Annotated in this window: 21 protein-coding genes and 1 CRISPR repeat array; of the genes, 19 read left to right on the forward strand and 2 right to left on the reverse strand. The window is 62.9% G+C overall.

What is annotated here, in order from left to right:
- Window positions 1-71 precede the first annotated feature (71 nt).
- Window positions 72-443, forward strand: coding sequence for a hypothetical protein (locus C4K40_RS04335; protein ID WP_053136972.1), 372 nt, complete (start codon window positions 72-74; stop codon window positions 441-443).
- On the opposite strand, the gene C4K40_RS04340 is transcribed toward C4K40_RS04335, so the two are convergent.
- Window positions 429-1,220 (reverse strand): TatD family hydrolase, encoded by a 792-nt coding sequence (locus C4K40_RS04340; protein ID WP_053136976.1) that lies wholly within the window; start codon window positions 1,218-1,220, stop codon window positions 429-431. The two genes, C4K40_RS04335 and C4K40_RS04340, sit on opposite strands and share 15 nt — an antisense overlap.
- Window positions 1,221-1,223: 3 nt before the next feature.
- On the reverse strand, window positions 1,224-2,219 hold the full coding sequence (gene cra / locus C4K40_RS04345; protein ID WP_053136979.1) for a catabolite repressor/activator: 996 nt from the start codon (window positions 2,217-2,219) through the stop codon (window positions 1,224-1,226).
- Window positions 2,220-2,516: 297 nt separating this feature from the next.
- Between cra and ptsP the strand changes: the two genes are divergently transcribed.
- The 18 genes from ptsP to C4K40_RS04425 all read left to right on the forward strand — a co-directional run bounded on the left by ptsP (window position 2,517) and on the right by C4K40_RS04425 (window position 24,030).
- Window positions 2,517-5,378 carry a phosphoenolpyruvate--protein phosphotransferase gene (gene ptsP / locus C4K40_RS04350; RefSeq protein WP_053136982.1) on the forward strand — a complete coding sequence of 954 codons (2,862 nt, stop codon included), beginning with the start codon at window positions 2,517-2,519 and terminating at the stop codon, window positions 5,376-5,378.
- Window positions 5,378-6,319, forward strand: coding sequence for a 1-phosphofructokinase (gene pfkB / locus C4K40_RS04355; protein WP_053136985.1), 942 nt, complete (start codon window positions 5,378-5,380; stop codon window positions 6,317-6,319). The genes ptsP and pfkB overlap by 1 nt, the downstream gene beginning before the upstream one ends.
- A gap of 11 nt (window positions 6,320-6,330) precedes the next feature.
- Entirely contained in the window at window positions 6,331-8,082 is a 1,752-nt protein-coding gene (locus C4K40_RS04360) for a PTS fructose-like transporter subunit IIB (RefSeq protein WP_124421263.1), read from the forward strand.
- A gap of 897 nt (window positions 8,083-8,979) precedes the next feature.
- A complete protein-coding gene (locus C4K40_RS04365) occupies window positions 8,980-9,357 on the forward strand; it encodes a hypothetical protein (protein ID WP_053138509.1) in 378 nt (125 codons plus the stop codon).
- A 156-nt stretch (window positions 9,358-9,513) separates the two neighbouring features.
- Window positions 9,514-9,786, forward strand: coding sequence for an S-type pyocin domain-containing protein (locus C4K40_RS32180; RefSeq protein WP_177336497.1), 273 nt, complete (start codon window positions 9,514-9,516; stop codon window positions 9,784-9,786).
- A gap of 140 nt (window positions 9,787-9,926) precedes the next feature.
- On the forward strand, window positions 9,927-10,190 hold the full coding sequence (locus C4K40_RS31705; protein ID WP_053138512.1) for a hypothetical protein: 264 nt from the start codon (window positions 9,927-9,929) through the stop codon (window positions 10,188-10,190).
- Window positions 10,187-10,453 (forward strand): immunity protein, encoded by a 267-nt coding sequence (locus C4K40_RS04375; RefSeq protein ID WP_256224310.1) that lies wholly within the window; start codon window positions 10,187-10,189, stop codon window positions 10,451-10,453. The genes C4K40_RS31705 and C4K40_RS04375 overlap by 4 nt, the downstream gene beginning before the upstream one ends.
- A gap of 611 nt (window positions 10,454-11,064) precedes the next feature.
- Window positions 11,065-11,442: a DUF6124 family protein gene (locus C4K40_RS04380; protein ID WP_053138516.1), complete on the forward strand. Its 378-nt coding sequence runs from the start codon at window positions 11,065-11,067 to the stop codon at window positions 11,440-11,442.
- A gap of 155 nt (window positions 11,443-11,597) precedes the next feature.
- Window positions 11,598-11,864, forward strand: coding sequence for an S-type pyocin domain-containing protein (locus tag C4K40_RS32185; RefSeq protein WP_177336498.1), 267 nt, complete (start codon window positions 11,598-11,600; stop codon window positions 11,862-11,864).
- Window positions 11,865-11,963: 99 nt separating this feature from the next.
- Window positions 11,964-12,260, forward strand: a complete 297-nt coding sequence (locus C4K40_RS31715) for a hypothetical protein (RefSeq protein WP_218188701.1) — start codon at window positions 11,964-11,966, stop codon at window positions 12,258-12,260.
- A gap of 14 nt (window positions 12,261-12,274) precedes the next feature.
- The gene (locus tag C4K40_RS04390) at window positions 12,275-12,538 is read left to right on the forward strand and encodes an immunity protein (RefSeq protein ID WP_083457021.1); all 264 of its coding nucleotides are present in this window, start codon (window positions 12,275-12,277) and stop codon (window positions 12,536-12,538) included.
- 604 nt (window positions 12,539-13,142) lie between these two features.
- Window positions 13,143-13,520 carry a DUF6124 family protein gene (locus tag C4K40_RS04395; RefSeq protein WP_053138523.1) on the forward strand — a complete coding sequence of 126 codons (378 nt, stop codon included), beginning with the start codon at window positions 13,143-13,145 and terminating at the stop codon, window positions 13,518-13,520.
- A 405-nt stretch (window positions 13,521-13,925) separates the two neighbouring features.
- A complete protein-coding gene (gene cas3f, locus C4K40_RS04400) occupies window positions 13,926-17,012 on the forward strand; it encodes a type I-F CRISPR-associated helicase Cas3f (protein WP_053138525.1) in 3,087 nt (1,028 codons plus the stop codon).
- Window positions 17,013-17,143: 131 nt separating this feature from the next.
- Entirely contained in the window at window positions 17,144-18,496 is a 1,353-nt protein-coding gene (gene csy1 / locus C4K40_RS04405) for a type I-F CRISPR-associated protein Csy1 (protein ID WP_053138528.1), read from the forward strand.
- Window positions 18,489-19,472, forward strand: coding sequence for a type I-F CRISPR-associated protein Csy2 (csy2, locus tag C4K40_RS04410; RefSeq protein WP_022642201.1), 984 nt, complete (start codon window positions 18,489-18,491; stop codon window positions 19,470-19,472). The genes csy1 and csy2 overlap by 8 nt, the downstream gene beginning before the upstream one ends.
- A gap of 18 nt (window positions 19,473-19,490) precedes the next feature.
- The gene (gene csy3 / locus C4K40_RS04415) at window positions 19,491-20,513 is read left to right on the forward strand and encodes a type I-F CRISPR-associated protein Csy3 (RefSeq protein ID WP_053138531.1); all 1,023 of its coding nucleotides are present in this window, start codon (window positions 19,491-19,493) and stop codon (window positions 20,511-20,513) included.
- Window positions 20,514-20,516: 3 nt separating this feature from the next.
- Window positions 20,517-21,080: a type I-F CRISPR-associated endoribonuclease Cas6/Csy4 gene (gene cas6f / locus C4K40_RS04420; RefSeq protein WP_053138534.1), complete on the forward strand. Its 564-nt coding sequence runs from the start codon at window positions 20,517-20,519 to the stop codon at window positions 21,078-21,080.
- Window positions 21,081-21,210: 130 nt separating this feature from the next.
- A CRISPR array of direct repeats spans window positions 21,211-22,258; the repeat unit is 28 nt; unit sequence GTTCACTGCCGTATAGGCAGCTAAGAAA.
- A 230-nt stretch (window positions 22,259-22,488) separates the two neighbouring features.
- The gene (locus tag C4K40_RS04425) at window positions 22,489-24,030 is read left to right on the forward strand and encodes an alkaline phosphatase (RefSeq protein WP_053138537.1); all 1,542 of its coding nucleotides are present in this window, start codon (window positions 22,489-22,491) and stop codon (window positions 24,028-24,030) included.
- Window positions 24,031-24,102 lie beyond the last annotated feature (72 nt).

Here is a 24,102-nt window from a genome sequence, read left to right on the forward strand (position 1 = left end):
GTTTTTTCCGGGCGCCGCCTGCGCCCGGCCAGTCAGCCATGGCGTGTCCATGGCCCTGAGGAAATACGCCGATGACCGTTTCTTCCGGAGTCCTGGGACGCTGCGCCCACTGCCAGGCTCTGCTCGATCTCGAACCCTGGCAACTCAACGCCATGGCCATGCAGGAGCCCTTCGCCTGCAAGCACTGCCACAAGCCGCTGAAGCTCGACTGTCCGGAGCAGATCAAGCGCCTCAAGACCCTGGGCTCGTTCGCCACCCTGCGGGCGCTGTTGATCGTGCTCTGTGCCACGGTGCTGCTGGTGAGCCTGGCGTTGCAGTGGATCGGGCTGCTGGAGCGGAGCCTGCAACTGGGCATCTCGGCACTGGTGCTGGTGGGGTACCTGCTGGTGATGACGGTTGCCCGGCGCCGACAGCGCCGCCCCCTGCTGCTACAGGCCGGCTGAGGACCAGCCGAACACTGCGCAGGCGTTACGGGTGCTGGCGCTGGCCAGGTGCTTGGCGTCGACGCCGATGATTTCGGCCAGGGCCGCGCAGATCTCCGGCAGGTGCTGGGGGCTGTTGCGCTGGTTGGGGTACATCGCCGGGGCCATGTCCGGCGCGTCGGTCTCCAGCACCAGGGCTTCCAGCGGCAACTCGGCGAGCACCTTGCGCAGGCGCAGGGCCTGGGGCCAGGTCGCGGCGCCGCCCAGGCCCAGCTTGAAACCCAGCTTGAGGTATTCCCGGGCCTCCTCGCGGCTGCCGGCGAAGGCGTGGATGATCCCGCCGCGCTGGAGCTTGAAGCGCTTCAGGGTGGCGATCACCGCCGCGTGGCTGCGCCGCACATGCAGCAGCGCCGGTAGCTGGAAGTCCACCGCCAGCTGCAGTTGGGCCTCGAACAGCGCCTGCTGGCGCTCGCGGTCCAAGTGCTGGAGAAAGTAGTCCAGGCCGATTTCGCCCACCGCGCACAGTTGCGGATGCCCGGCCAGGCGCGCCAGCCAATCGCCCAGGTGCTGCAGGTCGGCGGGCTGGTGATCGTCCAGGTACACCGGGTGCAGGCCGAAGGCCGCATAGAGCTGCGGGTCGCCTTGCACCAGGTCCCAGACCCGCTGCCAGTTGCCCTGGTAGACCCCCAGCACCACCATCCGGCCGACGCCCCGGGCGCGGCTGTCGGCCAGCAGCGCCGTACGATCGGCGTCGAAATCCGGAAAATCCAGGTGGGTGTGGCTGTCGATCAGCTCCACGGTTCAGCCCTGCTGGATACGCTGCTTGAAGGTCCGGGCGATGGCCTGTACGCCGGGCTGGTACTGGCCTTCTTCGATAGCCGCCAGGGCCAGTTGCAGGGCGGTGTCGGCGATCAGCTGATGTTGCTGGGCCATGGCGTTGACCGGCAGCGGCAGGAAGTCCAGCAGTTGGGTGTCGCCGAAGGTGCCCAGGCGCAGTGGCCGGGACTTGAGCGGGAAGTCGTGCAGGGCATCGAACACCCCTTGCAGCAGCACATAGGAGGTGGTCACCAGGGCATCGGGCAGGTGGCCCAGGCGCTGCAGCAACTCTTCCATCAACTGCCGGCCGCAATCGCGGCTGAAGGCCTCTCCGTGCTCGATCACTACGTCGCCGCCGAAACCCTCCAGGGCCTGGCGGAAACCCGCGGCCCGTTCCTGGCTGATGCTCAGCTCCGGGCGGGCGCCGAGCAGCACGATCTGCCGGGGCTCGGGTTGCAGCAGGCTCTGTGTCAGGTGCAGGCTGGCTTGCAGGTCGTCGCTGATCACCGAGCAGAACTGCCCGGCCGGCATCACCCGGTCGATGGCGATGATCGGCAGCCCCTGGGCCTGCAATCGCTGGTAGCTGTCGTCTTCCGGCGGCAGGCAGCTGGCGACGATCAGGGCATCGCAGCGGCGCGCGCGAAACAGTTGCAGCAGTTGCCGTTCGCTGTCCGGCGCATCGTCGGAGCTGGCGATCAGCAACTGGTAGCCCCGGGCCCGCGCCCCTTGCTCGAGCAACTTGGCGATCCGTGCGTAGCTGGGGTTCTCCAGGTCCGGGAGAATGAAGCCCAGGGTCCGGGTATGGCGGCTGCGCAGGCCGGCCGCCTGGGGATTGGGAGTGAAGCCGTGTTCTTCGACCACCGCTCGCACCCGCTCCACGGTGGCGTTGCTGATCCGTTGCTGTTCGGCCTTGCCGTTGATGACGTAACTGGCGGTGGTGACGGACACACCGGCCAGTCGAGCGATATCACTGAGTTTCAACCCGGGATTTCCTTATTTTTGGTGCTTGCCCCGACATTTTCGCCAATCCTACCTGATCTGGGCACGCGACCAATGTCGGAAGCGGCAGGCGACCAGCAGGACTTCAAGAGGCGAAGATTATCGAGTAACTTGCCGATCCTGCTAGATTAAACGTTTCAGCAGGCGTATTTTCTGGGCCAAAGCGTAAACGTAGAAGCGCCTCCGCCGGCTGGCCAGTCCCATTTTTGGCCATGACAGCGCCTACGCTGCTGACTTAAAACAATACCTAGCGCTGCCCCGCGCTAAATAGGAGAACCCATGCTCGAACTCACCGTAGAGCAGATATCCATAGGTCAGACGGCTGTGGATAAGTCCGCGGCATTACGCTTGCTGGCCGACAAACTGGTGGCCGATGGCCTGGTGGCCGCGGGTTACCTGAGCGGCCTCGAACAGCGCGAGGCCCAGGGCTCGACCTTCCTTGGCCAAGGCATCGCCATCCCCCACGGCACCCCTGAAACTCGCGACCAGGTCTTCGCCACCGGCGTGCGCCTGCTGCAGTTTCCCGAAGGCGTGGACTGGGGCGACGGGCAGATCGTCTACCTGGCCATCGGCATCGCCGCCAAGTCCGACGAGCACCTGCGCCTCCTGCAACTGTTGACCCGCGCCCTGGGCGAGACCGACCTGGGCCAGGCCCTGCGTCGCGCCAGCTCGCCGCAGGCGTTGCTCAAGCTGTTGCAGGGCGCGCCCCAGGAACTGGCGCTGGATGCGCAGATGATCGGCCTCGGGGTGGCGGCCGAAGATTTCGAAGAGCTGGTGTGGCGCGGCGCACGCCTGCTGCGCCAGGCCGAGTGCGTGAGCAATGGCTTCGCCGCCGTGCTGCAGCAGGTCGAGGCGCTGCCCCTGGGGGATGGCCTGTGGTGGCTGCACAGTGAGCAAACCGTGCTGCGTCCGGGCTTGGCCTTCGTCACCCCGGATAAACCCATCCGTTACCTGGGCCAGCCGCTGAGTGGCCTCTTCTGCCTGGCCAGCCTCGGTGAAGCCCACCAGGCCCTGCTCGAACGCTTGTGCGCCCTGTTGATCGACGGTCGTGGCCAGGAGTTGTGGCGTGCCACCAGCACCCGCGCGGTGCTCGAAGTACTGGGCGGCGAGTTGCCGGCGGACTGGCCCAGCGCCCGGATCGCCCTGGCCAACGCCCATGGCCTGCACGCGCGCCCGGCCAAGGAGCTGGCGCAACTGGCCAAGGGGTTTGACGGCGAGATCCGCATTCGTCTCGCCGACGGCAACGAACCGGCGGTCTCGCTCAAGAGCTTGAGCAAGTTGCTCAGCCTCGGCGTCCGCCGTGGCCAGGTGCTGGAACTGATCGCCGAGCCGAGCATCGCCACCGAGGCCTTGCCGGTGTTGCTGGCGGCCATCGAGCAAGGGCTGGGCGAAGAGGTTGAGCCCTTGCCGACCGTCGCGGCGCCCGTGGACGTGCCGCAAGAACTCGCCGCCCGGGTCAGTGCCCCAGCACCCGGCAGCCTGGTCCAGGCCGTACCGGCGGCCCCCGGGATCGCCATCGGCCCGGCCCATGTGCAGGTCCAGCAGGCCATCGACTATCCGCTGCGTGGTGAGTCCCCCGCCATCGAGCGCCAGCGCCTGCAGCAGGCCCTGGGCGAGGTGCGCGAGGACATCCAGGGCCTGATCCAGCGCAGCCAGGCCAAGGCCATCCGCGAAATTTTCATCACCCACCTGGAAATGCTCGACGATCCCGAGCTGGTGGACGAGGTGCAGGCCCGCCTCAAGCAGGGTGAAAGCGCCGAGGCCGCGTGGATGAGCGTGATCGAAAGCGCCGCCCGGCAACAGGAGTCCTTGCAGGATGCGCTGCTGGCCGAACGCGCCGCCGACCTGCGCGACATCGGCCGCCGGGTGCTGGCCCAGCTGTGTGGTGTGCTGGCGCCGGTGGAGCCGGAGCAACCCTACATCCTGGTGATGGATGAGGTCGGCCCCTCGGATGTAGCCCGCCTGGACCCAGCCCGGGTGGCCGGGATTCTCACCGCCCGTGGCGGCGCCACGGCCCACAGCGCCATCGTCGCTCGGGCCCTGGGCATCCCGGCGCTGGTGGGGGCCGGCGCCGGGGTACTGCTGATGGCCTCCGGCACCGCCTTGCTGCTGGATGGCCAGCGTGGTCGGCTGCATGTCGCCCCGGATCCGGCGACCCTGCAGCGGGCGGTCGAGGAACGCGACAACCGCGAACAGCGGCTCCAGGCCGCCGCCGAACAGCGCCATCTGCCGGCCCAGACCCGCGACGGTCACGCGGTGGAAGTGTTCGCCAACGTCGGGGAAAGCGCCGGCGTCGCCGCAGTGGTGGAGCAGGGCGCCGAAGGCATCGGCCTGCTGCGCACCGAACTGATCTTCATGGCCCATCCCCAGGCCCCGGACGAAGCCACCCAGGAAGCCGAATACCGCCGCGTGCTCGATGGCCTGGGCGGGCGGCCGCTGGTGGTGCGCACCCTCGATGTGGGCGGCGACAAACCGCTGCCCTACTGGCCGATCGCCCAGGAGGAAAACCCCTTCCTAGGCGTGCGCGGCATCCGCCTGACCCTGCAACGTCCGCAGATCATGGAAGCGCAGTTGCGGGCGCTGCTGCGCTCGGCGGACAACCGCCCGCTGCGGATCATGTTCCCCATGGTCGGCAGCGTCGAGGAATGGCGCCAGGCCCGGGACATGACCGCGCGCCTGCGCCAGGAAATCCCCGTGGCCGATCTGCAACTGGGGATCATGGTCGAGGTGCCCTCGGCGGCCCTGCTGGCCCCGGTACTGGCCAAGGAAGTGGACTTCTTCAGCGTCGGCACCAACGACCTCACCCAGTACACCCTGGCCATCGATCGCGGCCATCCGACCCTTTCGGCCCAGGCCGATGGCCTGCACCCGGCGGTGCTGCAACTGATCGACATCACCGTGCGCGCCGCCCATGCCCACGGCAAGTGGGTCGGCGTCTGCGGCGAGCTGGCGGCCGACCCGCTGGCGGTGCCGGTGCTGGTGGGCCTGGGCGTGGATGAACTGAGCGTCTCCGGACGCAGCATCGCCGAGGTCAAGGCGCGCATTCGCGAACTCAGCCTGGCCCAGGCCCGAACCCTTGCTCAACAGGCCCTGGCCGTCGGCAGCGCCAACGATGTGCGCGCCTTAGTGGAGGCCATGTAATGGCGAAGATTCTCACCCTGACCCTCAACCCGGCGCTGGACCTGACCGTGCCCCTGGCGCGCCTGGAAGTGGGGCAGGTCAATCGTAGCGAGGCCCTGCACGTGCATGCCGCCGGCAAGGGGGTGAACGTGGCCCAGGTCCTGGCCGACCTGGGCCATCGCCTGACCGTCAGCGGCTTTCTCGGTGCTGGCAATCCCCAGGCTTTCGATGAGTTGTTCGCCCGCCGTGGGTTCGTCGATGCCTTCGTTCGCGTGCCGGGGGAAACCCGCAGCAACATCAAACTGGCCGAGGCCGATGGACGGGTTACCGACGTCAACGGCCCGGGCCCGCGGGTCGACGCCGTCGCCCAGCAAGCGCTGCTGGCGCGCCTGGAGCAGATCGCCCCCGGGCATGACGCGGTGGTGGTCGCCGGCAGCCTGCCCCAGGGCGTGAGCCCGCAATGGTTCCAGGCCCTGTTGCTGCGCCTGAAGGCCATGGGCCTGAAGCTGGCCCTGGACACCAGCGGCGTTGCCTTGCGTGCCGGGCTGGCGGCCGGGCCCTGGCTGGTCAAGCCCAATGGCGAGGAACTGGCCGATGCCCTGGGCCGGCCGGTGGCCACGCCGGACGACCAAGCCGCCGCTGCGCGCCAGTTGCAGGCCCAGGGTGTCGAGCATGTGGTGGTCTCCCACGGCGCCGAGGGCGTCCACTGGTTCGCCGCTGGCCAAGCCTTGCAGGCGCTGCCGCCCAAGGTCGCGGTGGTCAGTACCGTGGGCGCCGGCGACTCGTTGCTGGCCGGGGTGCTGCACGGCCTGCTCGCCGGCCAGGACGCCCCCCAGGCCCTGCGCACGGCCACGGCCATCGCCGCCATGGCGGTGACCCAGATCGGTTTCGGCATCGGCGACCGGGCACAACTGGCCCGGCTGGAACAGGGGGTGCGCGTGCAGCCCCTGGCAGAACAATAAGAGAGGTGCCCATGAAGTTAGCCATCGTTACCGCCTGCCCCAACGGCATGGTCACCAGCGTGCTCTGCGCACGCCTGCTGGACGCCGCGGCCCAGCGCCAGGGCTGGAGCACCAGCGTCGAGGTCCACGACCCGGCCCGTCCCGAGCGCCAGCTGTCGGCCGCGACCCTGGCGGCGGCCGAGTGGGTGCTGGTGGTCAGCAGCGGGCCTGTGGATCTGTCGCGTTTCGTCGGTAAGCGGGTCTATCGCAGCAGCCCGTCCCAGGCCCTGCAGGATGTGGATGCCTTGCTGCGCCGGGGTGCCGAGGACGCCCAGGTGCTGATGGCCGCGCAAGAGCCGGGCGAGCCCGCGCCCAGCATCGAACAATCAATGCCACGGGTGGTGGCGATCACCGCTTGCCCCACCGGGGTGGCCCACACCTTCATGGCCGCCGAGGCCTTGCAGCAGGCGGCCAAGCGCCTGGGTTACCAGCTGCAAGTGGAAACCCAGGGCTCGGTGGGCGCGCGCAATCCGTTGAGCGCCGAGGCCATCGCCGAAGCCGATGTGGTGCTGCTGGCGGCGGACATCGAAGTGGCCACCGAACGCTTTGCCGGCAAGCGCATCTATCGCTGCGGCACCGGGGTGGCGCTGAAGCAGGCCGAGGCGACCCTGGACAAGGCGCTGGCCGAGGGCCGGCCGGAGTCCGTGGCCAGTGGCGCCCAGGCGCCGGCCAAGCAGGACAAGGCCGGGGTCTACAAGCACCTGCTGACTGGGGTTTCGTTCATGCTGCCGATGGTGGTGGCGGGCGGCTTGATGATCGCCCTGTCGTTCGTCTTCGGCATCACGGCCTACAAGGAGGAGGGCACCCTGGCTGCGGCCTTGATGCAGATCGGTGGTGATACCGCGTTCAAGCTGATGGTGCCGTTGCTGGCTGGCTACATCGCCTACTCCATCGCCGACCGGCCGGGGCTGGCCCCGGGGATGATCGGTGGCCTGCTGGCCAGCACCCTGGGCGCGGGGTTCATCGGCGGTATCGTCGCCGGGTTCCTGGCCGGGTACGCGGCCAAGCTGATTAACCGCTACCTGCAATTGCCCCAGGGCCTGGAGGCCCTGAAGCCGATCCTGATCATCCCGTTGCTGGCCAGCCTGTTCACCGGCCTGGTGATGATCTACGTGGTGGGCAAGCCGGTGGCGGGCATGCTCGGGGCCCTGACGCATTTCCTCGACAGCATGGGCACCACCAACGCGATCCTGCTGGGGGTGTTGCTGGGGGCGATGATGTGCGTGGACCTGGGCGGGCCGATCAACAAGGCGGCCTATGCGTTTTCGGTGGGGCTGCTGGCGTCCCAGAGTTATGCGCCGATGGCTGCGGCCATGGCGGCGGGGATGGTGCCGCCCATTGGCCTGGGCATTGCGACCTTCATCGCTCGGCGCAAGTTCGCCCAGACCGAGCGGGAGGCGGGCAAGGCGGCGCTGGTGCTGGGGTTGTGCTTTATCTCCGAGGGGGCGATTCCGTTCGCGGCCAAGGACCCGTTGCGGGTGATCCCGGCTAGCATTGCCGGTGGGGCGTTGACCGGGGCCTTGTCGATGTATTTTGGCTGCAAGTTGATGGCGCCCCATGGGGGGTTGTTCGTGATGTTGATTCCGAATGCGATCAATCATGGGGTGTTGTATTTGCTGGCGATCGTGGCGGGGAGTTTGTTGACGGCGGGGGTGTATGCGGTGGTGAGGCGGGGGGATATGGGGGTGGAGCCTGAGCCTGGGCAGGTGGGCGGGGCGGCCTGATAGCCGGCCCGGGCTTTTGTTTTGTGTACATATCCGTTGTTGGTGGGGTGGCTTGCTTATGGTTCCGCCCTTACGGCGGGTCACTTTTTTCAAACGCCAAAAAAGTAACCAAAAACGCTTGCCCCCACGTCCGGCCGCTCGCTGCGCTCGGGTTCCCTCGTTCCGGTACTTCTCAGGGGGCATCGCTTCCAGCGATGTCCTCGACTGCGTCGAGGGGCGCTGCGCGCCATTCCCCTGATAAGCACCTGCACTCGGCCTTCCCAGGGGGCGGGTGAGTCAAGATCACCAGCCCCACGGCGCGCCCTACCGGGCGGCGCATCGCGGGGTGTGGTGTGCGTGTTTGGCCCCGCTTTGTGTAGCCGCTGCCGGAGGCTGCGTACGGGCACACAGCGGCCGCCCGGTTCTTGAATCCGCTGAAGGCCTTGCGGTCCTTGTCGCAGCCTCGCCCCGGCTCGACAGCGGCTACAGACTCGCTTTGTGTAGCCGCTGCCGCAGGCTGCGCACGGGCGCGCAGCGGCCGCTGGATCTTGAATCCACCGAATACTTTTTGGCCTTTTCGCTGCCTTCGACAGGCTCAAAACCTATCCAAATCTCTTTCTTTTGTAAGGGGTTTCCGAGAGACTCCGGTGCGCTTGTGCCTGAAGAATCCGCTGGCTAGTCTCCGGTCGTCACTGATCATCAGTGACCGGGTTTAGCAGCCCGACCAAACTCAGGCACGCCAAGCTCCATCTCCATCCGACCAGCATGCGAATGCTGGTCAATGCGTTATGGCAGCTGTACGCGGGGCACCTTCGGGTGCGCTGGGCTTGCCTGACTGCCTGGTCTGCTAACCCGCGTCCAGCTGCCACCCTCCGTTTAGCAGCGATGGGTGAAAGCTCCATAGTCAGGAGTGCCACCATGAAAAAGCTCGTCCCCGATCCACCCATTTTCTCTTCTGTTTCACGTCGCAACCCGGAGCATGACCGGGCCAACGAGGTGATTCTCCATGCGCTGGTGAACACCCGTACCGGCTCGCTGATCCGGACGCTGAAACCCACGGTCGCCGCAGCGGTGGGGCGCGATTTATTGTTCAACGTCCGCTCCGGTATCAGTGCCGAGGAGGCGCTGGTCCATGTGTCCATGCTGCTCAAGGCCGCCGAGGAGGTGTCCGATGAGATCACCGAGCAGGCCAGTGGCGTCGAGCGTGGGTTGATCTGGTCCCTGGTGCATTCGGTGGAGATGGCTCGCGGCGTGGTGGATGCCTTGCTCGATGGCCATCGTCTTTCCTCTGACTGAATACGCACCACCTGTGGCGAGGGAGCTTGCTCCCGCTGGGGCGCTTTCTCGCCCCAGTGCCCGGTGTGCAAGGTCACCAGCCGGACGCCTTGGAGAGTCCGGGGTCTGCCGGCCAAGATCTTCAGTCATGGGCCCGTGCGCAGCTGGCCGTGACCTTTGCTTTACCTTGACCTTCCACCTCGCACCTTGACCTGGACACCTGCGGCGCCCACTGGCTACAGCTCAACCAATCTGCCGATAGGAACTGCACCGCCACCCGTTTATAACGGAGCGAGGATCACTCATGTCGAAGGACGAATCGACACCTTCTCCGAGGTGGCCGACGTCCATTTTGACGATTGCATTATGACCTTCCCCGTCGGTACAGGATTTGCTCCTGACTATGTGATGTTCAATAGCCCTTACGGGGAAGTCAGCGTTAAGGGCTAATACAGCATAATTACGATACGGATAAAATCGACGGCCCTATTCTTGATTTTGATTGGCGTACGGCGATCGTTGATCAGGCAGGCGTGGATAAGTTGAAACTGCATACTAGGCGGTTTGGTGAGTCGCCCGATAATAAAGTAATGATCGATCGTCTGGAGATGATTCTGAAGGGTGAGCTACAGGTCACCGATATTGATAAACGCTTTTATACCCATGAGATTAGGGAGCTAGAGCGTTATAGGAGTCTTGGAGTCAAGGATGGTATGTTGCCGGAAAATATAGCCGAAATTTGGAATAATGCTCACACCGCAACTCTAGAAGATTATAAGGTCAATGAGAAAACGCAGCCTTTATATACGGCTGAGGCTAAAGAAGCGTATCGTAAGGCAGAGGAGGGTAAATGATGTTAGACCTTGAAGGCATTTACAAAAATGAAAGCGTGGAAGATGTTCTTTTGCATTTTGCTCCGCGAACGCCCTATCCAGGCATCGACAGAATGTACGTTGAATATAATTTTGACGTTATTGCAAATGGAGAGCTCTTGCGGACATATCAACGATTACTTAAAGAGGGAAAGTTGGTGGAAAATAAAAAGCCCCTCCCAGAAAAAGGCCCAAACTGGAAAGAGCCGGTCTTTGTTACAGAGAAAAGATACGGTCTTGAATAACTTGTGATGCAACTTGCAGAAAGCCCAGCCCAAACTGGGCTTTTCTGCCCCTGCTAGCCAGGACTTCATATCACTCTCCAGCAGAAGAAGCTTTTCTCCTCGTCCAATCTCTCTCTGTGACCCTCATCCGGGGCGGATGGGTCAGGATCACAAATCGAAGCACAGTGCTCACGTCCGTTTGTACCGCTTCGTGTAGCCGCTGCCGCAGGCTGCGCACGGGCGCGCAGCGGCCGCCTGGATCGTGAGTCCGGCGAAGATTTTGTGGCCTTTTCATAGCCTTCGACAGGCTCAAAACCTATCCAAATCTCTTTCTTTTGTAAGGGGTTTCCGAGAGACTCCGGTGCGCTTGTGCCTGAAGAGTCTGCTGGCTAGTCTCCGGTCGTCACTGATCATCAGTGACCGGGTTTAGCAGCCCGACCAAACTCAGGCACGCCAAGCTCCATCTCCATCCGACCGGCATGCGAATGCTGGTCAATGCGTTATGGCAGCTGTACGCGGGGCACTTTCGGGTGCGCTGGGCTTGCCTGACTGCCTGGTCTGCTAACCCGCGTCCAGCTGCTACTCTCCGTTTAGCAGCGATGGGTGAAAGCTCCTTAGTCAGGAGTGCCACCATGAAAAAGCTCATCCCCGATCCACCCGTTTTCTCTTCTGTTTCACGTCGCAACCCGGAGCATGACCGGGCCAACGAGGTGATTCTCCATGCTCTGGTCAACACCCGTACCGGTTCGCTGATCCGGACGCTTAAACCCACGGTCGCCGCGCCGGTGGGTCGCGATTCATTGTTCGACGTTCGCTCCGGCATCAGCGCCGAGGAGGCCCTGGTCCATGTGTCCATGCTGCTCAAGGCCGCCGAGGAGGTGTCCGATGAGATCACCGAGCAGGCCAGCGGCGTCGAGCGTGGGTTGATCTGGTCCCTGGTGCATTCGGTGGAGATGGCTCGCGGCGTGGTGGATGCGTTGCTCGATGGCCATCGTCTTTCCTCTGACTGAATACGCATCACCTATGGCGAGGGAGCTTGCTCCCGCTGGGGCGCTTTCTCGCCCCAGTGCCCGTGTTCAACTTCATCAATGGGATGCTTTGGCGCACCCGTAATCTGCGGGCCAAGATCCTCGAGCATGGGGCCGTGGGCAGCTGGCCGTGACCTTTGCTTTACCTTGATGTTCCACCTCGCACCTTGACCTGGACACCTGCGGCGCTCACTGGCTACAGCTCAACCAATCTGCCGATAGGACCTGCACCGCCACCCGTTTACAACGGAGCGAGGATCACTCATGTCGCAGGACGAATCGACACCTTCTCCGAGGTGGCTTACGTCCATTTTGACGATTGCATTATGACCTTCCCCGTCGGTACAGGATTTGCTCCTGACTATGTGATATTCAATAGCCCTTACGGGGGAAGTCAGCGCTAAGGGCTAATACAGCATAATTACGATACGGATAAAACCGACGGCCCTATTCTTGATCTTGACTGGCGTACAGCGACTGTTGATCAGGCAGGCGTGGACAAGGTGAAACTGCATACCAGTCGATTTGGGGAGTCGCCCGAAAACAAAGTAATGATCGAGCGTTTGGAAATGATTCTGAAGGGCGAGCTACAGATCACCGATATTGACAAACGCTTTTACACCCATGAAATTAGAGAACTAGAGCGATACAGAAACCTTGGAGTTAAGGATGGTATGTTGCCGGAAAACATAACCGAAGTTTGGAGTAGTACCCATACTGCAACTTTAGAGGACTACAAAGTTAATGAGGGAACTCAGACTTTATATACTCCAGAGGCCGAAGAAGCATATTTCAAGTAAAAGGAGAAACAGCTATGATCGATCTGGAAAACATTTTCAAAAAGGAAAGCGTGGAAGATGTTATTTTGCATTTTGCTCCGCGCATTCCCTATCCAAGAATAGACAGAATTTACGTTAAGTATAATTTCGAGGTTATTGCAAGTGGAGAGCTATTGCGGACATATCAACGATTACTTAAAGAGGGAAAGTTGCTGGAAAATAAAAAGCCCCTCCCAGAAAAGGGCCCAAACTGGAAAGAGCCGGTCTTTGTTACAGAGAAAAGATACGGTCTTGAATAACTTGTGATGCAACTTGCAGAAAACCCAGCCCAAACTGGGCTTTTTTACCCCTGCTAGCCAGGACTTCATATCACTCTCCGGCAGAAGAAGCTTTTCTCCTCGTCCAATCTCTCTCTGTGACCCTCATCCGGGGCGGATGGGTCAGGATCACAAATCGAAGCACAGTGCTCACGTCCGTTTGTACCGCTTCGTGTAGCCGCTGCCGAAGGCTGCGCACGGGCGCGTAGCGGCCGCTTGGATCGTGAGTCCGCCGAAGATTTTGTGGCCTTTCTTAGCCTTCGACAGGCTCAAAACCCATCCAAGTCTCTTTCTTTTGTAAGGGGTTTCCGAGAGACTTCCTGGCGCTTGCGGGTGAGCACTCTGCTCACTAGTCTCGGTTCGTCACTGACCCTCAGTGATCGGGTTTAGCAGCCCGATACCAAGACTCGTAAAGCATCGTCGTCAGCCCGGTTGGTTATCTACCTGCTGGGTTTTGTTATGGCGGCTGTGCGTGGGGCACCCTCGGGTGCGCCGGGTTCCTTGGACCGGTCTGCTAACCCGCGTACAGCTGCCACCCTCACGTTTAGCAGCGTCGGGTGATAGCTCAACTCCAAGGAGCTACACCATGAAAAAGCTCGTCCCCGATCCCCCCGTTTTCTCTTCTGTTTCACGTCGCAACCCGGAGCATGACCGGGCCAACGAGGTGATTTTCCATGCGCTGGTGAACACCCGTACCGGCTCGCTGATCCGGACTCTGAAACCCACGGTCGCCGCAGCGGTGGGGCGCGATTCATTGTTCGACGTCCGCTCCGGCATCAGTGCCGAGGAGGCGCTGGTCCATGTGTCCATGCTGCTCAAGGCTGCCGAGGAGGTGTCCGATGAGATCACCGAGCAGGCCAGCGGCGTCGAGCGTGGGTTGATCTGGTCCCTGGTGCATTCGGTGGAGATGGCTCGCGGCGTGGTGGATGCGTTGCTCGATGGCCATCGTCTTTCCTCTGACTGAATACGCATCACCTGTGGCGAGGGGGCTTGCACCCGCTGGGGCGCTTTCTCGCCCCAGTACCCGGTGTTCGACTTCATCAGCGGGACGCCTTGGAGAGCCCGGAATCTGCTGGCCAGGATCTTCAGTCATGGGCCCGTGCGCAGCTGGCCATAACCTTTGCTTTACCTTGGCCTTGTGCCCGCAAACCCTGGCGCCAGCAGGGGCTGCTTGCTGTTTGCCGGGGTTTGGGGCGTGCCTTCATGCCCTCTATTTGAACTTCCAATACGCCATGGACGAACAATCGGACATTGCTTATAACCGCTAGCGCTCAATGGATGATGCAGCAGGCGGTTGTATTTCATGGAAGACATCAACTCCGCGACTCTAGAAACAACGCTTCATTGCAAACGCGCTCGAACTCCAGGCTTGTCGCGTCGTGCCGCGAACAAGGGCTGGCACACCGCCCAAGACATCTCGCTGCTGGCGCAGTTGGCGGCGCTGCTGCATGACTTGGGCAAGGCCAGCCGGGCCTTCCAGCAGAAGCTGCGGCGCTGCAGCCTGGAACACAACCTGTATCGCCATGAGTGGGTATCGCTGCGGCTGTTCCTGGCTTTTGTCGGGACGGATGATGACCCTGCCTGGCTCCGGCGCTTGGCCTCGCCCAGTGCCGAGGATGATCATGCTTGGCTGTCTGCCGGGCGTTTTCAGCGGGATGGGCTCGATGCCACGACGCCGCCATTCAAGCAGCTCGCGCCCTTGGCGGCTGCCGTGGCTTGGCTGGTGGTCAGCCATCATCGCTTGCCGACGCTGCCCAGCTGGAACGAGGCCGGTGATGGCGAGCAGTCGTGGCTGGGCAAGAAGTCCGCCCGCTTCAATCCCGCGATGCTGGACAACCTGATCGAGGGCATCACCCACGAGTGGAACGAGTGCAGTCGTTCGGCGCCGCTCAACGAGGTCGAGGCATTCTGGCAGTTCGAGCATGGCCTGCCGGTGGTCTATCCCCAGTGGCGGGCCCAGGCGGCCAAGCTCGCCCAGCGGTTGTTGGTGTTGCAAGCCAAACCCGGTCACGGCAATTGGCTGGACAATCCTTATGTGATGCACCTGGCACGCATGAGCCTGATGCTGGGTGATCATCACTATTCCAGCCTGCCGCCGGAGTCGAGCCAGCGAGTCAGGGGCGATGACCAGGGCCTGGTGTTCGCCAATACCCATAGCGACGGCCAGCTCAAGCAGCCCCTGGATGAACACTTGCTCGGGGTTGCTCGCATGACCCGCAGCATCGTTCATGGCTTGCCCGATTTCGAGCGGCACCTGCCGCGTTTGGCGCGTCATGCAGGCTTGTGCAAACGCAGTGGTTCCGGGCGTTTTGCCTGGCAGGACCAGGCGGTGGATGCGGCGACCGGTTTGCGTAGTCAGTCGCAGCGACAAGGGGCTTTTATCGTCAACATGGCCTCTACCGGATGCGGCAAGACCCTGGCCAACGCACGGATCATGCATGCCCTGGCCGACCCCCTGGCCGGCATGCGTTGTACCTTCGCCCTGGGGCTGCGCAGCCTGACCTTGCAGACCGGCAACAGCTACCGCCAGCTACTGAATCTGGGGGATGACGACCTGGCCATCCGGGTTGGCGGCTGCGCCAGCCGGGCGTTGTTCGAGCATTACCAGGCCCGGGCCGAAGCCAGCGGTTCGGCTTCGGCCCAGGCGCTGATCGAAGAAGACAGCCATGTGCGCTACGAGGGTTCGCTGGCCGCCCACGGCCTGTTGTCCAAGGTGGTGAACCAGCCCCAGATCACCGCGTTGCTCAATACGCCCATGCTGGTCTGCACCATCGATCACTTGATGCCCGCCACCGAAGCGCAAAGGGCCGGGCGGCAGATTGCGCCGATGTTGCGCCTGCTCAGCAGCGATCTGGTGCTCGATGAACTGGATGATTTCGACCTGGCCGACCTGCCGGCCCTGACGCGCCTGGTGTACTGGGCGGGTTTGCTGGGCACGCGGGTGCTGTTGTCGTCGGCGACCCTGCCTGCGGCCCTGGTGCAGGGGATGTTCCAGGCCTATGGCGCCGGGCGCCGGCACTATCGGCGCAATCGTGGAGAGCTCGACACGCCTGATGAGATCCCTTGCCTGTGGGTCGATGAGTTCACGGCCCAGCCCTTCAGCTGCCACGACGCCGAGACCTTCAGCCAACAGCATCGGACCTTCGTCGACCAGCGGGTGCAGGCGCTCGGGCGTATCGAGCCCAGGCGGCGTGGCGAACTGGTCGCCTTGAGCATTGGCGTGCTGCCAGTGGCGGACATACGCCGGGCGTTTGCCGAGCAGGTGCGAGCCACGATGTTGCAGGCCCATGCCCGGCATGCCGAGGTGTGTCCGCACAGTGGCAAGCGCGTCAGTTTTGGTCTGGTGCGCATGGCCAATATCGAACCGCTGTTCGATGTGGCCCTGGCCCTGTTCGCTCTCGGTGCACCTGCCGGCCAGCGCATTCATCTGTGCGTCTACCACTCGCGGTTCCCGCTGCTGCTGCGCTCGGCCATCGAGGCGCAGTTGGACACCTGCCTGGACCGTCGCCAGCCGGGCGCGGTTTATGACCAACCACAGATCCGCCAGCTGCTCGACCAGTACCCCGAAGAGGAACATCTGTTCGTGGTGCTGGGGTCGCCGGTCACTGAAGTCGGGCGCGACCATGACTACGACTGGGCAGTGGTCGAACCCTCATCGATGCGTTCGCTGATCCAGCTGGCCGGGCGGGTACAGCGCCACCGCCAGCAGCCGTGCCAGCACACCAATATTTTTATCTTCGATAGCAACCTGCGGCATTTCGAACAACCTGGAGCCGCAGCGTTCATCCGCCCGGGTTTCGAGCATGACAGCCGCCAAGCGGATCACCCCATGCGCCTGGCCAGCCATCGCCTCGGGCAGTTGCTGGATCCGGCCGACTACCAGGAGCTCAGCGCTCGCCCGCGCATTCAACCCAGGGCCAACCAGGCGTGGCGTCCACGGCACAACCTGGTGGACCTGGAGCAGGCGCGGCTCAGCGCACAGATGTTGCCCAAGGATCGCAGCCGCGCAGGCCAACCGGCCCCACGCGGGGTCAAGCCTGTGGCTTTCGATCTGGACGCGGCCTGTGCCTGGCAATACCCCAGGGCGGCCCTGACCTGGGCCTTGCCCCAGCAACAGCCTTTTCGTGAAAACACCATCAGGGAGGCAGAGTTGCTGTGGTTGCCCGATGACGATGAAGAACGTTTGGTCCTGCACCGCATTCATGAGCAGCCCGGCGCGGCGGAGCTGTACCTGCCGGCCCAGCGGTTGCTGGAGAACATCGACCTGCAAGGGGTGTCCGCCCCAGGTATCAGCCCCTGGGGCCAGCATGACTTGTTGTCATTGCTGAACGAACAGGCGGCGATCCAAGGCCTGCCGTTGCGGACCTGCGCCGAGCGCTTCACCACGGTCAAGCTGAGCGCCAGTCCCCAGGGTTGGCGCTTTCATCCGGTGCTGGGGTTTGCCGCAAGAGCTTGAACCACTGCCTCTGCTCAGGGGGCATCGGCCTCTTGAAGGCACAATCGCAGGTTGCTAAAACCCTGGATGGCCAAGAGCCATCAAGGATTGTCACGGACTTGTCATCGACAAGCGCTCTACAGGGAAGGGACATGAATCAAGGAACGAACCCGGCAATACGCTCCAGGCTGTTTCGCCACACCATCAACGCGTTCATCCAGGAACGGCGAGACGCAAAACTGAAAGGCGCTGAGGCCAGTGATGCACTTAGCGCCGCAAAATATGAATACGCCACCTGGCTCGCCGACGCGGCCCGTCGAGTAGGGCAGGTCCAGGCCGTCACCCATGTGCTCAAGGCCACCCATCCCGACGCTCGCGGCAGCAGCCTGCATGTCGCTCCGCAAACATTGCCGCGGCACCGGGAAGTCGGCAGCCACATGCTGGGCAGCGATTACGCGCAGGATATCGTCGGCAACGCCGCCGCGCTGGATGTCTACAAGTTCCTCAAGCTGGAGGTGGAGCAACGTCGGCTACTGGACTGGCTGCTGGAGGACGATGCCGACCTGTTGGCCGCCCTGAGCCCGGACCCGGCCCTGGCGCAAAGTTGGGCCGAAGCCTTCAAGGGCCTGGTTCGCCCCCATCAGACCTTGAGTTCCCACGCCATGGCCAAGCAGGTGTTCTGGTGTGTGTCGGGCGAGCCTGGCGACGATGCCGGTTTCGAACTGTTGCAACCGATGTTTCCCAGCAGCCTGGTCCATGCGGTCCATGCCGATATCAACGATGCACGTTTTGGGGAGCGCAACCAGGCGGCGCGCCAGGCCCGGCGCGAGCGTCAAGCCCACGACGGAATCTATCGCGACTATCCACAACTGGTGATACGCAAGCTCGGCGGGACCAAGCCGCAAAACATCAGCCAGCTCAACAGTGAGCGTGGCGGAGTGAATTACTTGCTGGCGTCCTTGCCCCCTAAATGGCGCCAGCAGCATCCGGGCAACCTGCTGCACCTGGAGTCGGTGTTCAGTCGCCTGCGGCGTTTCGAAGACATGGGCGAGCTGATCGAGGCCCTCTGCCTCCTGCTGCAAGCCGATCCGGCGCGCAGCCTGCGCACTCGGGCTCAACGTGAACGTATAGAGCGCGCCCTGGGCCGGGCGTTGGCGGCCTTTGGCCTGAGCTTGCGGGCCTCTTTACCTCCTGGTTGGAGTCGTGACCGGCACTGCCAGCTGCCGCTGTGCGAACAACTCTGGCTCGACCCGCAACGCGCGCAGTTGGCATCGGCTGATGACCACCAGGACGCGGACCAGGCCTTCGCTGCGGCCTTCGCCCAACGCCGTTGGCCGGACGAGATCGCCCAGCGTTTCGGCCACTGGTTGAATGCCATCCTGCTGCAACGGGGCCTGCCGGTGGGTGATACCGAACAGGCGCATTGGGCGCGGCAGGCGGTGGTCGATGCCGAGATCTCATGCGCTACCCGTGAGGTGGTGGAGCAGGAGGTGCGCCATGGCTGAGTGCCCACATTTCGAGCACCTGCTGGTCATCCCTCACCTGCAAGTACAGAACGCCAACAGCCTTTCCAGCCCGCTGACCCATGGCTTTCCGTCGATCACCGCCTTTCTCGGGCTGATGTGGGCCCTGGAACGCAAGACGGTCGATACGGGCCTGGATCTGCAATTCAACGCGGTGGGCGTGGTGGTCCACGATCACGAAGAACAGGTCACCGCTGGTAATTTCGTCAACACCCTGCGCCTGACTCGCAATCCCCTCAATCGCGATGGCAGCACCGCCGCGATTGTCGAGGAAGGGCGGGTCCATCTGCGCATCAGCCTGGTATTCGCGGTCCAGAGCCAGGCCCTTGACGACCAGCGAAGCACCGTCGCCCGCCAAGTGCGGGAGCTCTTGCTGCAGATGCGTATTGCCGGCGGCAGCCTGATTCCCTCCCGTGCCCCCCAGGGCCAGCAACAGCCCTATTCGATCCCCATGACGGGTGATGAAGAGGCACGGGACGTGTTGTTCTACCAGGCCAAGTTGCGCCTGCTGCCGGGTTTCACCCTGGTGGAGCGCCAGGACCTGCTGGAGCAGCGCCATCGCGATCTGCAAGCCAGGCAACCCGGGGCTTCGGTGTTGGACGCCTGGTTGTCGCTGGCGCGGATCAACTGGTCCAGCGTGGCCCCCGCCGCAGACGGGGAGGCTTCAGGGCCGGTGCAGTGGCGCAACGACCGCACCGACCTCGGCTGGCTGGTGCCGATCCCTGTGGGTTATGGCGCGCTCACCGCCTTGCAGGCGCCGGGCACGGTGGCCAGGGCCCGCGACTCGCAAACGGCCTTTCGCTTCGTGGAAAACCTCTATGGCATCGGGCAGTGGATCAGCCCACACCGTTTGCAATCGCCACAACAATTGCTCTGGTACGCCGACTCTCGCAGCGACCAGGGCCTGTACCGCTGCCGCAACGACTACCGCGCGCCATCGCTGGCGCACCTCGACTGACTTCAAAGGAGTTCGAACATGAGCAATGACGCCCTGAAAACCGCTTCGGTCCTGGCCTTCGAGCGCAAGCTCGACCCTTCCGATGCGCTGTTCCATGCCGGCGACTGGCAGTCGCGCAGTCAGTGGGAGCCGGTGGTGGTGCGGGAAAAATCCGTACGCGGAACCATTTCCAACCGACTCAAGGCCAAGGAGCTGGACCCCGCCAAGCTGGATGCCGCCATCGAGCATCCCAATCTGCAAACCGTGGACGTGGCCACCCTGCCGCACGATGCCGACACCCTGCGGGTCAGCTTCACCCTGCGGGTGCTGGCCGGTACTGGCCAGCCTTCGGCCTGCAACGATTTCGCCTACCGGCAGAAACTGCTGGAGACTGTACAGGGGTATGTCCAGGCCAATGGCTTCGGCGAATTGGCCCGCCGTTACGCCCATAACCTGGCTAACGGTCGCTTCCTGTGGCGCAACCGCATTGGCGCCGAGCAGGTCGAGGTGGAGGTCGAGCATCTGGTGGAGGGCCAGGCGGCGACTCAATGGCGCTTCGACAGCCTGAGCCTGTCCTTGCGCCAATTCGACGCTGCCGGTGAGCACGGCGAGGCCTTGCAGTCGTTGGCTGGCTTGATTGCCCGGGGCCTGGCCGGCGAACAGCATGTGTTATTGCGCATCACTGCCTACGCACGCATGGGCGCCGGGCAGGAAGTGTTCCCGTCCCAGGAGCTGATCCTGGACCGTGGGCGCGGTGACAAGAGCAAGACGCTGTACAGCGTGGGCAACATCGCCGGCATCCACTCGCAGAAAGTCGGCAATGCCTTGCGCAGCATCGACACCTGGTACCAGGGCGCCGACAGCAACGGGCCGATCGCCGTGGAGCCCTATGGTTCGGTGACTACCCAGGGCAAGGCCTATCGCCAGCCCCGCGGCAGCCAGGATGATTTCTACACCCTGCTGGACAGTTGGGTGCTCAAGGATCGAGTACCCGCGCTGGACCAGCAGCACTTCGTGATCGCCACCCTGATTCGCGGCGGCGTGTTCGGCGAGGCAGGTTGAGCCATGGACCATTACCTGGATTTGAAACTGCTGCCGGACCCTGAGTTTCCCGAGCCGCAGTTGATGAGCGCCTTGCTCAATAAATTCCATCGGGCTCTGCACGACCTGCGGCGCAACGATATCGGCATCAGCTTTCCCGATACTCGGCGGCCGATCAGGCATCTGGGTTCGCACCTGCGCATCCACGGCAATCGCCAGGCCCTGGGCCATTTGCTGGCCATCGATTGGCTGGCCGGCATGCGTGACCATGTAGAGATCGGCCAGCCCTGCTCGGTGCCGACGCCGGTGCAGCATCGCCATGTCAGCCGGGTACAGGTCGATAGCAGCCCGGCACGCCTGCGTCGCCGCCTGATCAAGCGCCATGGGTTGACCGAGGACCAAGCCCGCCAGCGCCTGCCCGACAGCGCGGCGAAACGTTGCGACCTGCCGTTCGCGGTGATGCGCAGCCATACCAGCCATCAGCTGTTCAACCTGTTCATCCGCCACGGCCCGCTGCTTGAACAACCACAGCCCGGCACGTTCAACGGCTATGGCCTGAGCTCCAGCGCGACAGTGCCCTGGTTCTGACCCTTTTTTTCGGGTGCAGTGGAGCGCTTTGTAAAATCAATGACTTACAAGGCGCTTCAAAAAAAGGGTGTACAGCAACTTTTAACAGCCTTTCTTTTGAAATTCAGGAGGTTATAGAGAAATTGCTCTAGTTCACTGCCGTATAGGCAGCTAAGAAAGCCCCATTCGCACCATCCCCACCGCTGTTATCGTTCACTGCCGTATAGGCAGCTAAGAAATTCATCTAGAGCCTGCTCCCAGGTGATGGCTTGTTCACTGCCGTATAGGCAGCTAAGAAATGAAACAGTCGGCTAGCAGCGCCAGGACATAGGTTCACTGCCGTATAGGCAGCTAAGAAAAATTCCTTCAGGAATTCAAGATTCTCTCCATCGTTCACTGCCGTATAGGCAGCTAAGAAAGTGGGCCCGCGGTTGTTTTAGTTCATTTCCTGGTTCACTGCCGTATAGGCAGCTAAGAAACAGTTCGTGATCGACGCTGCATTGATCATCTGGTTCACTGCCGTATAGGCAGCTAAGAAAAGAGAACGGTATTCGCGCCCTGGGCAAGCTTTGTTCACTGCCGTATAGGCAGCTAAGAAAGTTACACAAACTGCCTCTGAAGGCTGCACTCCGTTCACTGCCGTATAGGCAGCTAAGAAAAGCAGATTCAGCTCGAGTACTCCCACCAGGAAGTTCACTGCCGTATAGGCAGCTAAGAAATGGAGAAATCCGCCGGCGAGCCGGTGACAGAGGTTCACTGCCGTATAGGCAGCTAAGAAAAAACGGCGCCGGTCATGCGGAACACCAGGCGCGTTCACTGCCGTATAGGCAGCTAAGAAAGAAGCGATGTATGCCGAGCTTACGCGCCTGATGTTCACTGCCGTATAGGCAGCTAAGAAAAGCGACACCTTGGCCTTGGCCAGAGGGAAGCGGTTCACTGCCGTATAGGCAGCTAAGAAATCAGAAACGAAAACCCCTGCATTTGCAGGGATGTTCACTGCCGTATAGGCAGCTAAGAAATTGCCGGCAGCACGCAGGGCCAGGATGCCGCGGTTCACTGCCCTATAGGCGGCTAAGAAAATAAAATTTCTACAGGTCCGCAATCCGGTGTAGTTCACTGCCGTATAAGCAGCTAAGAAAAGGAGTACTTGCTGCTTTGGAGGTTTGGCCATGTTCACTGCCGCACAGGCAGCTAAGAAACCAGTCCTTCAGCGTCCATCGGTGCTGTTCATCTCGATTGCCGAACAGGCAGGCAAAACACAATCCATCATCAATCCATCGGCACCCGTTACTGCCGTAGAGGCAGCTTGAGAGACTTGATGCACTAATCGCTGGCTGGCCTGGGACTCCCGGGCCGGGCGCGTCTTTGTCACATCCCCTTCATCGGCGCTGGCTAAGGTGGCCTCTTTTGACCATGTCAGGGAGTCACCATGAGCGAGTTCAACCTCGGCCGTCGACGGATCATGCAAATCGCCGGGGCGGGGATGTTGCTGCCCAGCCTGGCGCCGGCGGTGATCGCCTCGGTCAAGGATCGGCCCAAGCTCACCGATGGCGTGCAGTCCGGGGACTTGCAGGGCGATCGGGCGATCATCTGGAGCCGCAGCGACCGCCCGGCGCGGATGGTGGTGGAGTGGGACACCCGCAGCATGTTCACCAACCCGCGACGCTTGGTCTCGCCACTGGCCGATGCCCGCACCGACTTCACCGCCCGGGTGGACCTGAGCGGGCTGCCGGTCAACCAGGCGATTTTTTATCGGGTGACCTTCGAGGACGCCCGCACCGGGGTGGCCAGCGAACCCTGGTTCGGCCATTTGCGCAGTGCCCCGAGCCAGCGCCGGGATATCCGTTTCGTCTGGAGCGGCGACACCGTCGGCCAGGGTTTCGGCATCAACCCGGACATCGGCGGCATGCGTATCTACGAGGCGATGCGCCTGCGCCTGCCGGACTTTTTTATCCACAGCGGCGACACCATCTACGCCGATGGCCCGGTGCCGGCTCAATTGACCACCGAGGGTGGGCGCATCTGGCGCAATATCACCACCGAGGCCAAGAGCAAGGTGGCCGAGACCCTGGACGAGTATCGCGGCAACTACCGCTACAACCTGCTGGACGAGAACCTGCGCCGGTTCAACGCCGAGGTGCCGCAGATCTGGCAGTGGGACGACCACGAGGTGGTCAACAACTGGTCGCCGAGCAAGCAGCTGGACGAGCGCTACATGGTCAAGGACATCCAGACCCTGGTGGGCCGTGCGCGCCAGGCCTGGCTGGAGTACGCGCCGATGCGGCGGCAGAGCGCCGACGGTGGCGGGCGCATCTATCGCAAGCTCAGCTACGGGCCGCTGCTGGATGTGTTCGTGCTGGACATGCGCAGCTATCGCGGGCCCAACGACGACAACCTCGGCGGCGAGAAGCCGTTCCTCGGCCGTGAACAGCTGGACTGGCTCAAGCGCGAGCTCAAGGATTCCCAGGCGCAGTGGAAGGTGGTGGCGGCGGACATGCCCATCGGCCTGGGCGTGCCCGACGGCGAGGTCAGCCCCGGCGTGGCGCGCTGGGAGGCCATCGCCAACGGCGACCCGGGCCAGGCCCAGGGCCGCGAGCTGGAGATCGCCGAGTTGCTGGCCTACCTGCGCAAGCATCGGGTGCGCAACCATGTGTGGCTGACCGCCGACGTGCATTACTGCGCGGCCCACCACTACCACCCGGACCGGGCGGCGTTCCAGGATTTCGAGCCGTTCTGGGAGTTCGTCGCCGGCCCGTTGAATGCCGGCAGCTTCGGGCCCAACGTGCTGGACAAGACCTTCGGCCCCGAGGTGGTGTTCCAGAAGGCGCCGCCGACCCAGAACGCCTCGCCGTTCGCCGGGTTCCAGTTCTTTGGCGAGGTGCAGATCGATGGCCAGACGACGGAGATGAGCGTGATCCTGCGTGATCTCGATGGCGTGGCGGTGTTCGAGCGCAAGCTGCAACCGGCCTGATGCGCGCCTATGGCCCATGGGGTAGGAGCGCAGCTCGCCCGCGATGAATGCTAACGCGGTGTCCCAGGTACA

This window comes from Pseudomonas sp. CMR5c, assembly GCF_003850545.1.
GTDB classification, from domain to species: Bacteria; Pseudomonadota; Gammaproteobacteria; order Pseudomonadales; family Pseudomonadaceae; genus Aquipseudomonas; species Aquipseudomonas piscis.